This is a genomic window from Rhodococcus wratislaviensis (genome assembly GCF_900455735.1).
Lineage (GTDB): Bacteria > Actinomycetota > Actinomycetes > Mycobacteriales > Mycobacteriaceae > Rhodococcus_F > Rhodococcus_F wratislaviensis.
In genome coordinates, this window is record NZ_UAUI01000013.1 from 24,034 (window position 1) to 37,622 (window position 13,589).

At 67.8% G+C, this 13,589-nt stretch carries 12 protein-coding genes; 5 read left to right on the plus strand and 7 right to left on the minus strand.

Going from position 1 to position 13,589, the window contains the following annotated elements:
• Window positions 1-5 precede the first annotated feature (5 nt).
• Both DTA22_RS18815 and DTA22_RS18820 read right to left on the minus strand, forming a co-directional pair.
• Entirely contained in the window at window positions 6-341 is a 336-nt protein-coding gene (locus DTA22_RS18815) for a WhiB family transcriptional regulator (RefSeq protein WP_025431714.1), read from the minus strand.
• Entirely contained in the window at window positions 326-1,330 is a 1,005-nt protein-coding gene (locus DTA22_RS18820; protein WP_112300548.1) for an ROK family glucokinase, read from the minus strand. The genes DTA22_RS18815 and DTA22_RS18820 overlap by 16 nt, the downstream gene beginning before the upstream one ends.
• A gap of 229 nt (window positions 1,331-1,559) precedes the next feature.
• Between DTA22_RS18820 and DTA22_RS18825 the strand changes: the two genes are divergently transcribed.
• Window positions 1,560-2,639: an ABC transporter ATP-binding protein gene (locus DTA22_RS18825; RefSeq protein ID WP_112300549.1), complete on the plus strand. Its 1,080-nt coding sequence runs from the start codon at window positions 1,560-1,562 to the stop codon at window positions 2,637-2,639.
• A gap of 2 nt (window positions 2,640-2,641) precedes the next feature.
• Here DTA22_RS18825 and DTA22_RS18830 read toward each other — a convergent pair whose 3' ends face one another.
• Window positions 2,642-3,658 (minus strand): LacI family DNA-binding transcriptional regulator, encoded by a 1,017-nt coding sequence (locus tag DTA22_RS18830; protein ID WP_112300550.1) that lies wholly within the window; start codon window positions 3,656-3,658, stop codon window positions 2,642-2,644.
• A gap of 183 nt (window positions 3,659-3,841) precedes the next feature.
• Between DTA22_RS18830 and DTA22_RS18835 the strand changes: the two genes are divergently transcribed.
• From DTA22_RS18835 to DTA22_RS18850, 4 genes are read left to right on the plus strand one after another with little or no spacing between them, the layout of a single operon-like run.
• Window positions 3,842-5,527, plus strand: coding sequence for a glycoside hydrolase family 13 protein (locus DTA22_RS18835; RefSeq protein ID WP_112300551.1), 1,686 nt, complete (start codon window positions 3,842-3,844; stop codon window positions 5,525-5,527).
• Window positions 5,524-6,789 carry an ABC transporter substrate-binding protein gene (locus DTA22_RS18840; protein WP_112300552.1) on the plus strand — a complete coding sequence of 422 codons (1,266 nt, stop codon included), beginning with the start codon at window positions 5,524-5,526 and terminating at the stop codon, window positions 6,787-6,789. Before DTA22_RS18835 ends, DTA22_RS18840 begins: the two co-directional genes overlap by 4 nt.
• A gap of 12 nt (window positions 6,790-6,801) precedes the next feature.
• Window positions 6,802-7,836 (plus strand): carbohydrate ABC transporter permease, encoded by a 1,035-nt coding sequence (locus DTA22_RS18845; protein ID WP_112300553.1) that lies wholly within the window; start codon window positions 6,802-6,804, stop codon window positions 7,834-7,836.
• A gap of 3 nt (window positions 7,837-7,839) precedes the next feature.
• A complete protein-coding gene (locus DTA22_RS18850) occupies window positions 7,840-8,727 on the plus strand; it encodes a carbohydrate ABC transporter permease (protein WP_037229092.1) in 888 nt (295 codons plus the stop codon).
• Between the two features lie 31 nt (window positions 8,728-8,758).
• Here the strand turns inward: DTA22_RS18850 and DTA22_RS18855 are convergent, their stop codons facing one another.
• From DTA22_RS18855 to DTA22_RS18870, 4 genes are all read right to left on the minus strand, one after another.
• Entirely contained in the window at window positions 8,759-9,904 is a 1,146-nt protein-coding gene (locus DTA22_RS18855) for a DUF3089 domain-containing protein (protein ID WP_245973374.1), read from the minus strand.
• A gap of 223 nt (window positions 9,905-10,127) precedes the next feature.
• Window positions 10,128-11,222 (minus strand): CaiB/BaiF CoA transferase family protein, encoded by a 1,095-nt coding sequence (locus tag DTA22_RS18860; RefSeq protein ID WP_112300555.1) that lies wholly within the window; start codon window positions 11,220-11,222, stop codon window positions 10,128-10,130.
• Window positions 11,219-12,064, minus strand: coding sequence for an enoyl-CoA hydratase (locus DTA22_RS18865; RefSeq protein WP_112300556.1), 846 nt, complete (start codon window positions 12,062-12,064; stop codon window positions 11,219-11,221). Before DTA22_RS18865 ends, DTA22_RS18860 begins: the two co-directional genes overlap by 4 nt.
• Window positions 12,064-13,584 (minus strand): long-chain-fatty-acid--CoA ligase, encoded by a 1,521-nt coding sequence (locus DTA22_RS18870; RefSeq protein ID WP_112300557.1) that lies wholly within the window; start codon window positions 13,582-13,584, stop codon window positions 12,064-12,066. The genes DTA22_RS18865 and DTA22_RS18870 overlap by 1 nt, the downstream gene beginning before the upstream one ends.
• Window positions 13,585-13,589 lie beyond the last annotated feature (5 nt).

Here is a 13,589-nt window from a genome sequence, read left to right on the forward strand (position 1 = left end):
CGCGCTCAGGCCTGGCGCGCCAGATCGAAGCCGAAGGATTCCGCGACCGCCTCGTCCACCCGGCCGTGGTGAGTGGCGAGCAACTCTTCACGCTCGTTCGCGGAGAGCCCACCCCAGATGCCGTACGGTTCACCGACACTGAGCGCGTGCTCCCGGCACTGCACCAGCACGGGGCATCCGCGGCAGATCATCTTGGCGCGGAAGTCCCGCATCTCGCGGGCCCGGCCACGTTCGCGGTCGGGGTGGAAGAACGTGGACGACTCGTAGCCGCGGCACGCGGCGTCCCTCTGCCAGTCCCACACCTCGGCGACCGGAATGGGAAGACTCAACCGATTGGACATTGCACTCCTCCAGATACTCGTGAGCCGTTGTGTGCGAGCCCGAGAACTCGTTCCCGGGCCAGATCGGCGGCGCCGACGATGCCGACGTTCGCGCCGAGTTCAGCCAGTCGCACCTCGGCGACCGGTCGGTGTGCGCGTCCGGTGAGACGGTTCTCGAACGCGGCGGCGGCGGGACCGCGCAGCAGTTCGCCCGCCTCGCACACTCCCCCGCCGATGATGAACAGGTCGGGGTCGAAGAACGCGGCGATATCCGCCATGCCGTGTCCCAGCCAGGAACCGATCACCCGGAAACACTCGAGCGCGGCGGGGTCACCGTCCTGCGCGGCCGCGGTGATGTGCAGGCCCGTGATGGCGTCCGCCCTTCCGCCGGCGCGGGCAAGGAGGTCTGCAGCGAAACCCGGCGAGACGTTCGCGAGATCCTGCGCTTCGCGGACGAGTGCCCGCCCACTGGCGTAACGCTCCCAGCAGCCGTGGTTGCCGCAGCCGCATCGGCGACCGTGCGGTTCGACGTTGAGATGCCCGAATTCCGCGGCCACACCGAACTTGCCGCGATGAAGAACGCCGTCGACGACGATGCCGCCGCCGATCCCGGTTCCGACCGTGAGCACGACGACGGTCTGCCCCGTCCGCCCGGCCCCGAAGCGCGCCTCGCCCCATGCCGCGGCGTTGGCATCGTTCTCCACCACCGTCGGCAGTCCGCACGCCGCTTCGACCACCTCACCCAGAGGCTCGTTGCGCCAGGCCAGATTCGGGGCGAAGAGCACGGTGCTGAGGTCTGCGGCGACGAAGCCGGCCGCGCCGATGCCGACAGCCTGCACCGGGTGGGTATCCGCCAGTTCGCGGACGAGTTCGGCGATGACGTTCTCGACGTGGCGCGCATCGTGGGACGGGGTGTCACGACGCACCATCCGGTGGATGACTCCGTCGGTGTCGACCACGCCGGCTGCGATCTTCGTGCCACCCACGTCGATGCCAATTGTCAGAGCCATGTCTCGTGTCCTCTTCAAATCTGCGAGTGAGGGGTGTCACGCTGACAGTAGAGGACCTTTGGATTTTCATCAATACATACTTCCGTCTTTTCAAGAACAAAGCCGGTTCGTCTCCAAGTGGACAAGCACTGTGATCTAGGCCATAGTTCTTCCTCGTCGGTGTCTACCGGCACACCCCTAACACTCGGATCGTCCGGCACGTTCCTGCCGGTGGAGGGATTCATTTCTCATGGCAACAATCACCTATGACCGCGCGACCAGGCTCTTTCCCGGCTCGGACGTCCCCGCGGTCGACCAACTCGACCTGCACATCGAGGACGGCGAGTTCCTCGTCCTCGTCGGCCCGTCCGGCTGCGGCAAGTCCACGTCCCTGCGGATGCTCGCGGGACTCGAGGACGTCGACGGCGGCCAGATACTGATCGGCGGCCGCGACGTCACGCACGCCGAGCCCAAGGACCGCGACATCGCGATGGTCTTCCAGAACTACGCGCTCTACCCGCACATGACCGTCGCCGAGAACATGGGCTTCGCCCTCAAACTCGCAGGCACCGACAAGGCCGAGATCCGCAAGCGTGTCGGGGAGGCCGCCGACATGCTCGACCTCGGCGCCTACCTCGACCGCAAACCCAAGGCGCTCTCCGGCGGTCAGCGTCAGCGAGTGGCCATGGGCCGCGCCATCGTCCGGCAACCACAGGTGTTCCTGATGGACGAGCCGCTGTCGAACCTCGACGCGAAGCTGCGGGTGCAGACCCGCACCCAGATCGCCCAGCTCCAGCGCCGCCTCGGCACCACCACCGTCTACGTCACCCACGACCAGGTCGAGGCCATGACGATGGGCGACCGGGTCGCCGTCCTCAAGGGCGGGGTGCTGCAGCAGTGCGCGTCCCCGCGTGAGCTCTACCGTCGGCCCGCGAACGTCTTCGTCGCCGGCTTCATGGGTTCACCGTCGATGAACCTGTTCACCGTGCCCGTCACCGATGGCGGGGTGCAGATCGGCGACCAGCTGGTCCCCGTCCCCCGCGACGTCCTCACCGCGGCGGGCTCCGAGGTGATCTTCGGGATCCGGCCGGAGCACGTCGAGATCGCCGACTCCGGCGGACTGAAACTCGAGATCGACGTCGTCGAGGAACTCGGCTCGGAGGCATTCGTCTTCGGCCGCACCACCGTCAATGGCCGGACCGAGAACCTGGTCGCCCGGGTCGACTGGCGCAACCCACCCGAGAAGGGCCAGGTCGTGCACGTCCGCGTCGACGAGGCACACGCGCACATCTTCGCCACCGACGCGGCGGGCGAGCGCCTCGTGCGCTGACGTCAGAGTTCCGGAGGGCGGGCGGTCGAGCCCCTGACCACCAGGTGGGTCGGGAGCACGACCGCCCGCTCCGCAGGTTCCCGGCCGCCGAGCAGTTCCACGACCACCCGGCCGGCCGCCGCCCCCTGTTCCCCCACCGGCTGCCGGACCGTGGTCAGGTCGGCCAGCTCGGCCGTCGGGTGATCATCGATCCCGATCACCGACATCCCGGCCGGAACGGGAATCCCCGCACGTCGCAGCGTGCGCAACGCCCCGACGGCGACCTCGTCGGAATGACAGAACACCGCGGTGGGCACCTCGGCGCGGCTGAGCAGCAGTTCCATGCCGCGCTCGCCGCCCTCGATTCCCCAGGGCACGGTGACGGTGCAGTCGTCGGCGAGCCCGGCGCCCGCGAGTGCGGCGTGGAAGCCCGCCACCCGGGCGATGTCGCCTTCCCAGGACTGACCTTCCGGGTCCACGGTGCGGATCATCCCGATCCGGGTGTGACCGATCCTGATCAGGTGCCCGACAGCCTGGCGAGCGGCCAGTTCGTCGTCGATCCGGACGGATGGAAACTCGCCGGCGTGCGCGCCGATGACGACCACGGTCACGTCCATCTCCTCGAGCCGCGCCCGCTCCGGACCGGTCAGCGGAAACGCCACGGCGATGACCGCATCGACCTTGCGGCGCAACGGAAGCCGCTCGAAGAACGATTCGCGCTGGGCCGACTCCTCGAGGCAGTACAGCATCACGTCGAGGTCCGCGGCGCGGAGTTCGTGTTCGATGCCGGCGAGAATCCGCGAATAGAACCAGGCATCGATCCACGGCACCACGACGGCCACCCGGCCCGTCGCGCCGCCCGACAGCTTCGACGCCTCGGGTGAGACGACGTACGCCAACTCGTCGGCGGCCCGCTGAATGCGCAGTCGCGTCGCTTCGGAGACGCCGCGTTCGCCGCGCAACGCGCGCGAGACGGTGGCGATCGAGACTCCGGTGCGGCGCGCGACGTCGGCCATGTTGACGGACTGCTTGGGGATCACGTTCCCACAGTAAGCGAGCTACGAAAATATTTGCGTAGATTCCTCACGGAATCCAAGCCGCTGTAGTGCGAAAAATAAATCACCCTGCTCGAGTTGACAGCCACCTGTGACGTGCCTCACGCTATTTACGCAAACGTTTACGCATCACATTCCCCCATCCCATCCCCCCACCGAGGAGATTCGATGACCCAGTCCGTGGAGTCGACCGCAACCACCGTCGCGAGCCGGCACCCCGAAGCCTGGTGGAAGACGGCCGTCGTCTACCAGGTCTACATCCGCAGCTTCGCCGACGGGAACGGTGACGGCATCGGCGACCTCACCGGCCTGCGTTCCAAGCTGCCCTACCTCGCCGACCTCGGCGTCGACGCCGTATGGATCAACCCCTGGTACCCGTCGCCGATGGCCGACGCCGGCTACGACGTGGCCGACTTCCGCGACATCGAGCCGTCGTACGGCACGCTCGCAGAAGGTGAGGCGTTCATCGCCGAGGCCCACGAATTGGGGATCCGCGTGATCCTCGACATCGTGCCCAACCACACCTCCAGCGAGCACCGCTGGTTCGAGGCCGCCCTCCGCGACGAGCCCGGAGCACGCGACCGCTACATCTTCCGCCCCGGCCGCGGCCCGGCAGGCGACGAGCCGCCCAACGACTGGCAGAGCGCGTTCGGCGGTCCCGCGTGGAGTCGCCTGGACACCGGTGAGTGGTACCTGCACCTGTTCGCTCCCGCCCAGCCCGACCTCAACTGGGAGCACCCCGAGGTCCGTGCGGAGTTCGAGGACATCCTGCGCTTCTGGTTCGACAAGGGTGTCGACGGCTTCCGGATCGACGTCGCCCACGGCCTCGCCAAGGATCCCGCACTCCCCGATGCCGGTGAGCGCCTTCCCGGTTCGCAGCACACCGACCCCCACCCCGCGTGGGATCAGGATGCCGTCCACGAGGTGTACCGGGGCTGGCGGGCCGTCGCCAACGCCTACGCCGACCGCGTCTTCGTCGCCGAGGCCTGGGTGCCCGGCAACGACCGCCTCGCCCGCTACCTGCGCCCCGACGAGCTGCACACCGCGTTCCAATTCGACTTCCTGCGCGCCCCTTGGCGTTCCGCGAGCATCCGGGCCGTGATCGACGACGCGCTCGAGCAGGCGGCCACCGTCGGCGCACCCGCCACGTGGGTGCTCTCCAACCACGACGTGCCCCGCACCGTCACCCGCTACTCCCGCTCACAGCCCGACCACTTGGTCGAAACCGATTGGGAGCGCGCACGCTGGGCGCTCGAGGAGCCGAACCACGAACTGGGCAGGCGCCGTGCCCGGGCGGCGGCGCTGTTGCAGCTGGCGTTGCCGGGCACGGCCTATATCTACCAGGGTGAGGAACTCGGACTGGAAGAGGTCGAGGACCTCCCCGACGAGGCCCGGCAGGATCCGACGTGGTTCCAGACCGGCTTCACCGACTGCGGCCGGGACGGCTGCCGGGTTCCGATCCCGTGGTCGAACGACGCAGTGCCGTACGGCTTCTCCCCGTTCGACGCGGAGGAGGACACCTGGCTTCCGCAGCCCGGGCACTGGGCGCCGCACACCGCGGAAGCGCAGGCAGGCCACCCCGAGTCGTTCCTCACCCTGTACCGCGAGGCGCTGGAACTGCGACGCGAGCACTTCGACACCCCGCACGCCGTCGAGTGGCTCGACACCCCACGCGACGTGCTCGCGTTCGCACGCGGCGCAGCGCAGTGCTGGGTGAACACCGGCACCGAACCGATCGCACTCCCCGAAGGACTGACCGTGGTGCTCGGTTCCGTCGCCGGCATCACCGGCGGAGCACTCCCGGCAGACGCCGCGGTGTGGCTGTCGGAACCCGGCACGGGTGAATCGCGATGAAGCGCGTCGCCGCATGCGCGGTGGCCGTCGGGGTCCTGTTCGCCGCGTCGTCCTGCGCGGATCAGGGCATCGACGCCGCCGCGCAGGCGGAGAAGCAGAACCTCGACGGCCGCGGGCCCATCACCTACGTGCAGGGCAAGGACAACTCCAACGTCGTCCGGCCGCTGATCGACGAGTGGAACGCCACCCACCCCGGCGAGGAAGTGACGTTCAAGGAACAGTCCGACCAGGCCGACCAGCAGCACGAGGACCTGGTGCAGCACTTCCAGTCCCGCGACTCCGGGTACGACGTCGCCGTCGTCGACGTCGTGTGGACCGCCGAGTTCGCGGCCCGCGGATGGCTGCAACCGCTCGAGGGCCCGATGGCGATCGACACGTCCGGCCTGCTCCCCGCGACGGTCGCGGGGGCCACGTACGGGGACGTCCTGTACGCGGCCCCGCAGACCAGCGACGGCGCGCTGCTCTACTACCGCACCGACCTGGTGGAACATCCGCCCGCCACCTGGGACGAGCTCATCGGCGCGTGCGGGACGGCGCAGCACGCCGGAATAGGCTGCTACGCAGGACAGTACGCCAAGTACGAGGGGCTGACCGTCAACGCGTCCGAGGCCATCAACACGGCGGGCGGGTCGATCCTCGGACCGGACGGCGTGACCCCGACGATGAACACCCCGGAAGCCAAGGCGGGCCTGCAGTCGCTCGTCGACGCCTACCGTTCGGGTGCCATCCCCCGCGAGTCCGTCACGTTCCAGGAGGAGCAGGCACGGCAGGCGTTCCAGAGCGGCGACCTGCTGTTCATGCGCAACTGGCCGTACGCGTACAGCCTGATGGAAGGTCAGGGCAGTTCCGCGGTGTCGGGCAAGTTCGCGGTGGCGCCGCTGCCGGGCAAGAGCGGACCCGGTCACTCGACACTCGGCGGGCACAGCGCCGCGATCAACGTGTACTCCGAGCACAAGGCGACCGCCTCGGACTTCCTGAAGTTCTTCCTGGAGAAGAAGTCACAGGCGTTCTTCCTGTCGCAGGGATCGCTCGCCCCCGTCCGCGCCGACGTCTACGACGACCCGGAACTGATCGAGCAGTACCCGTACCTCCCCACGTTGAAGACGTCGATCGAGAACGCCGTGACCCGGCCGGTCACCCCGTTCTATCCCGCGGTCACCCGGGCCGTGCAGAACAACGCCTACGCCGCGATCAAAGGCGAGAAGACGGTGGACCAGGCCGCCGCCGACATCCAGTCCGCGATCGCCGCGGCCGGGTCCTAGAGGAGACAGCCGATGACCGTTCACGAACTCTCAGTCGAGACGCCCGCTCCCCCACGTCGGGGCGACGCGAGGTCCGGCGAATCGGAGCCTGCGCGCCCACGGAAGGGGCGCAGCAAGGCGGCGATGTTCCTGATCCTGCCGACCATGATCCTGCTGGGCATCGTCGTCCTGTACCCGGTGGTCAGCGCGATGGTGATGTCGCTGTTCAAGGACCCGGCGATCGACCCCGCCACCGGCAAGTTCGTCGACCAGGGTTTCGCGGGACTGTCGAACTACACGCACTGGCTGTTCCAGCGGTGCACCGACACGACCGGAGCGTCCGTGTCCTGCCCGGGCGGCACGCTGGGATCGCTGTTCTGGCAGTCGATGTGGGTCACCGTGTTCTTCACCGTCGTCACCGTCGCCATCGAGGTCGCGCTGGGACTGTGGTTCGCCACCATCATGAACCGGGCGTTCCGCGGTCGGGCGCTGCTGCGCACCAGCATCCTCGTGGCGTGGGCCATCCCGACCGCCGTCACCGCGAAGCTGTGGTACTTCGTCTTCGCCTACGACGGCATCGCCAACAAACTGCTCGGCACGGAGATCCTGTGGACCGGTGACACCTGGCCTGCCCGGTTCGCCGTCGTGATCGCCGACGCCTGGAAGACCACGCCGTTCGTGGCGTTGCTGATCCTCGCCGGACTGCAGATGGTGCCCGCCGAGGTGTACGAGGCGGCGCGGATGGACGGCGCCAACGCGTGGCAGCGGTTCCGGTCGATCACGTTGCCCCTCATCAAGCCGGCCATTCTGGTGGCGGTCCTCTTCCGGGTGCTCGACGTCCTGCGGATCTACGACCTCCCGGCGATCCTCACCGGCGGCGGTGGCGGCGACGGCACGGCCACCACCACACTGTCGATCCTGGTGATCGACCAGATGCGCCAGGGATTCAACAGCGCGTCCGCCCTCTCCACGATCACGTTCCTGTTCATCTTCGCCGTCGCCTACGTACTGGTGAAGGTGATGGGCGTCAACGTGATCGACACCCAAGAGCAGCAGCGAAAGGCCTGATCCATGTCCACAGCAGTCGTCACACCGGGGATTCCCCGTGCCACGGTGGCACGCCGGCGCCGGGGACCGTCGCTCGCATCCATCCGCACCTATCTGGGCCTGGGGGTGATCGTCGTCTGGGGTCTGGCCCCCGTCTACTGGATGGTGGTCACCGCCTTCCGCCACTCCGACTACACGTTCGACACCACACCGTGGCCCACCCACGTCACGCTGGAGAACTTCGCGAGCGTGTTCTCGACGGAGGCGGGCAACCACTTCGCCCGGGCGCTCGTCAACAGCACGATCATCGGCGCCGTCACCACCGCGATCGGTCTGGTCGTCGGTGTCGGCACCGCGTACGCGCTGGCGCGGTTGCAGTTCCGGGGAAAGCACGTCGTCCTGGGAATCATCCTGGCGGCGTCGATGTTCCCGGGTGTCGCCGTCCTGACACCGCTGTTCCAGCTGTTCACGTCGATGGGCTGGTTCGGCACGTACCAGGCGCTGATCATCCCGAACATCTCGTTCGTGCTACCCCTCACCATCTACACCCTCACGGCGTTCTTCAAGGAACTCCCGTGGGAACTCGAGGAGGCGGCCCGGATCGACGGGGCCAGCAGGCGGCAGGCATTCCGAATGGTGCTGCTGCCCTTGGCCGCACCGGGACTGTTCACCACCGCGATTCTCGCCTTCATCGCGTCGTGGAACGAATACCTGATCTCCAGCCAGCTGTCCAACGACGTGACCCAGCCGGCCACCGTCGCCATCGCACAGTTCGCGGGAAGCAAGCCGCACGAGGAGCCGTTCACGTCCGTGATGGCGGCGGGAACGGTCGTGACCATCCCGCTCGTCATCATCGTGCTGCTGCTCCAGCGCCGCATCGTGTCCGGCCTGACCGCCGGTGGCGTCAAATAGCCCGTGCGGCTCCGCCGCCCGTGAGTACTTGTTAACCGCCCGACGTTAACAAGTACTCACGGGTCTGCTGCTCCGCGATCGAGACGAGGCGGTCGTACCCGAGGTTGATGTCGACGAGATGGCCACCGAACAGCGGCAACTCGTTGACCCGCTGTCCACGTGGATCCGTGATGCGGAACTGGTAGGTGCGGTAGCCGTTCACGTCGGTGCAATTCCCGACCGCCCGCTCGGCGCTCGTGGTCCACGTCGACGTGGACGTGGGACTGCCCTTCGGGAACGCGGTGTAGTCCAGGAGAACCGAGATGATGCCGAACGCAAACGGCGCACTCGGCACGGTCAGGCCGACCGGCTCGGAGTTGCCGCTCAGCACCGCGGGGTCGGTGCACGCGACCTGGTACTGCGGGCCGCTCGGCAGCCCCATCCCAGGCGACAGAATGTCGAGCGCGCTGTTACCGAACAGCGACGCGGTCGGATCCGCGACAGCGGTGGAGTAGGCGACGACACAGCCTGCTTCCCCCTGCTCGGTGCACAGGGGAATGTTCTGGAAGTCGCCGCCGGTGGCGCTGCCGGGGGCAGTTTCGACATTGGCGCCCATGAGAAATGCGCCCACCAACTTGTCGCGGAGCGCCGGATTCGGGTCGATCTGCTCGCGGATGAGTTTGCGCAGCATCATCGTGCCCTGTGAGTGGCCGATGAAGATCACGCCGCGGCCGTCGTTGTCGTTGGCGAGGTAGTCGTTCCACGCCGCGAGGACGTCGCCGTACGCGGTGTGGGCGAGCGGCGCCGCCCCGGCGAGGTAGCCCCCGATTCCCGGTGTCAGGGTCATCTGACGGTAGGTCGGGGCGAAGATCCGGCACTGGCTCCCGAACCGGGCGGCCTGGAAGCTGGCGATGGACTGCACTTCGGGTTGGGGAGTGAGGTCGGCGTTGAGCGCGACCTGGTCGCTCACGGTGGGATAGACGTAGAAGCAGTCGACGGGCTTGTCCGATTCGGACACCGGTGTGGCCGGGGTGACTTCTCCGGTCAGCAGATCGGTCGTGTCATCGGGCAGATCGCAGGGGTCCGTGTCCGTCTCGGGGCTGCACAGCCACTGGACCGGTGCACTCGCCGCGGGTTGCGCCGCCGCCGGCGCCGACAGTCCCCCGGCCGCCAGCCCCACGAGCAGCAGCGCACCCATCAAGCGCGCGATCCCTCTCCCACCGAACACAGGCATCCCCTGACGTGATCCAGATAACATTCCAACCGAGTCGAGTATGTATACCAGCCGGTAACACACAATGGAATCCCCCCGCCGCCATCCACAGCTGCGCGGACATTGGTCACCTTCCGCCGCAATTGCGCGCGCAGGTGACCACTGTCTGTGCGGATGCCGGCGGGTTACCGGCGGCCGAGGACGGACGTCATCGCGTCGTCACCCAACGCCGAATCTGCTCCGCCAACGGTCTCGGTTCGGGTGCGGAGGGTGCCGCCGCCGGCGTGCGCGAGAACCGGGGCGCGGGCATCGGCTGATCGACCCCGTCGACGGCGCCGAAGGTGTTCCGCGCGACCATGTGGGGATGTTCGAGGGCTTCGTCGTAGGTCAGGACCGGGGTCACGCACGCGTCGGTGGTCGCGAAGACCCGGGCCCACTCGTCGCGGGTGCGTGACTTGAACGCGATCTCGAACTCCGCGCGCAGTGCCGTCCACCGGGTGCGTTCCCATTGGCCGGGCAGGCGACCCGGGTCGAGCTGCAACCCCTCGATGAGCTCGGCGTAGAACTGCGGTTCGATCGCGCCGACCGCGACGTGCTTCCCGTCCGCGCAGACGTAGGTGTCGTAGAAGGGATAGGACCCGTCGAGCAGGTTCTCCCCGCGACCGGTGGCCCAGGTCCCGTTGCCCCGCATCGACCACATCATCTGCGCGAGGACACCGGCACCATCCACCATGGCCGCGTCGACGACCTGCCCGCGACCGGATACTTCCCGCTCCCACAGTGCGGCCAGCACACCGAAGACGAGGAACATCGAACCCCCGCCGAAGTCACCGACGAGGTTCAGCGGCGGCACCGGCCGGTCGCCGGCGCGGCCGATGTTGTCGAGGACACCGGTGAGGGAGATGTAGTTGATGTCGTGGCCGGCGCGGTCGGCGAACGGACCGCTCTGCCCCCAGCCGGTCATTCGCCCGTAGATCAATCGGGGATTGACGGACAGGCACTCGTCCGGTCCGAGACCGAGCCGTTCGGTGACACCGGGCCGGAATCCCTCCACGAGGACGTCGGCGTGCTCGATCAACTCGAGAATTCCGTCGCGATCTTCCGGACGCTTCAGGTCGGCCTCCACCGTGCGACGGTTCCGCAGGGTCGCGTCGGCCTCGATCGCGATGCCGGGATTCGCGCCCGTCCTGCGTTCGACACGGACGACGTCGGCGCCGAGGTCGGCAAGGAGCATGCAGGCGTGCGGGCCGGGGCCGATTCCGGCGAATTCGACGACGCGGAGTCCGGTGAGTGGGCCGGTCATGGTGTGAGTTCCCTTCGTTGAGCGGCCGCGCGGATGACGTCCGCGCCGGCCGGGTGCACGATCTGACCGTGCTGGGCGAGGTTGTGGGCGTGGCCGAGATTGTGAAGCGCGAGTGCAGAATCGAGGGCGGTGGACTGGCCTTGCGCGTCGAGGCTGCGGTTGATGCTCTCCTTGGCCAGCCGTAACCCGAACGCGGGACGCGCGGCGACGGTGGCGGCGAGCTCGAGGGTGAAGGCGTCCAGCTCGGAGGCGTCGACGACATGATTGACCATGCCCACGTCGCGCGCTTCGGCCGCTGTCATCGCCCGGCCGGTGAACAGGATCTCCTTCGCCTTACGAGCTCCGAGTTCCCAGGCGTGGGTGAAGTATTCGATGCCGTTGACACCGAACGCGGTGACCGGGTCGGAGAACGTCGCGTCGTCGGCGGCGACGATGATGTCCATGGGCCACAGCAACATCAGGCCGCCGGCGATCGTCCGCCCCTGAGCCTGGGCGATGGTCGGTTTCGGAATGTCGCGCCACCGCTTGCACAGACCCAGATACGCCTCGCATTCGAAGGCGTAGTGTCCCTCGGCACCGCCCGCGTCGAGCCCCGACTGCAGCGTCGCGACCGGCGCACAGGGCAGGGTGAACCCGGCCTTCAGGTCGTGGCCGGACGAGAAGTCGGGTCCGTCGGAGGCGAGGACGATGACCTTGACGTCGCTGTCGGCGGTCGCGTGAGCGAATGCCGCATCGAGTTCATAGAGCAGTTCGGGGCTCTGTGCGTTCCGCATTTGCGGGCGTGCCAGCACGATTCGGGCGATGCCGGGTGCAGGGTCTTCACGCCGGATGAAGTCCCCCATCACACGTACTGCTTCCGGAGTTCGCGCTTGAGGATCTTCCCGGCGCCGGACATCGGGAAGGTGTCGACGACGGTGAGACTGCGGGGGACCTTGTAGCCGGCGATGTCCTTCTTGCTGTGCTCGCGCAGTTCGTCGAGGGTCAGGGTGGCGCCGGGAAGCAGGGCGACGACGGCGTGGACGCGTTCGCCCCATTGATCGTCGGGTACGGCGATCACGGCGCACTGGGTGACTGCGGGGTGCTTCGCGACGACGTTCTCGACCTCGATGGAGTACACGTTCTCGCCGCCGGAAATGATCATGTCCTTGATCCGGTCCGCGACGAACACGTAACCGTCCTCGTCCATGTAGCCGCCGTCTCCGGTGTGCATCCACCCGTCCCGCACGGCGTCGGCCGTTTCGGCGGGCTTGTTCCAATAGCCGAGCATCACGTGGTCTCCGGTGACGACGATCTCACCGAATTCTCCTCGTGGGACTTCGTTTCCGTCCGGGCCGACGACCTTGACGAGGGCGTGCGGGGCGGCGCGCCCCGCGGATCGGCGCCGTACCGGGTCGTCGTGGTCCTTGTCGAGGAGCAGCGTCGCGACCGGCGACAGTTCGGTCATGCCGTAGCCCTGCACGAACGCGGCGGACGGGAACGCGGCCCGGGCTCGCCCGAGAAGCGCCTCGGAGATCGGCGATGCGCCGTACATGACGTTCCGCAGGCTCGACAGGTCGAAGTCGGCGAGCTGCGGGTGATCGGCGATCATCTGAATCATGGTGGGGACCAGCAACGTGTCGGTGACCCGGTGTTCGGCGATCGTGGCCAGCATCGCATCGGGGTCGAACACCGGGAGCATGATGTGTGTTCCCCCCAGCAGCGAATGAGCGATCATCGACGCGAGATCGGCCAGGTGAAACATCGGGGCGACGTGCAGCACTGTGCCCTCCGCCGACCATGCGCCCGTCGCCGCGCACGCGGTGGCCGACACGAACAGGTTGCGATGACTGAGCATCACGCCCTTGGGAAATCCCGTGGTTCCACCGGTGTAGAAGATTCCGGCGAGCGCGTCACCGCGTCGGTGCGCATCCGGGACCGCGGTCGCCCCCGCGATCAATTCCTCGTACGCGAGCATCCCGTCCGGAGTGGTGCCGTCGCCGCAATGGATCACCGTCTCGAGTCGTGGCCACTGTTCGCGGAGCTGGTCGGCGAGTGCACTGAATGCGTCGTCGACGAAGATCACCCGGACACCCGCCTCTTCGAGCGAGTACGCGATCTCCTTCACGCTCCAGCGGGTGTTGACGGGGACGATGACGGCGTCGGCCCACGCCACGGCCATGATGATCTGGAAGTAGCGATCCGAGTTCAGGGCGAGAACAGCGACGCGGTCGTCGCCGGCCACGCCCACTCCCCGCAACGCACCGGCAAGCCTGCCGACGCGGTCGAAGGTCTCGGCGTGCGTGACGATGCGGCCGTCGCAGATGGTGGCGACCTCGTGGGGCCGCTGCTGCAGGCTGCGGTGAAGCGGTTGGGTGAGATACATTCTCG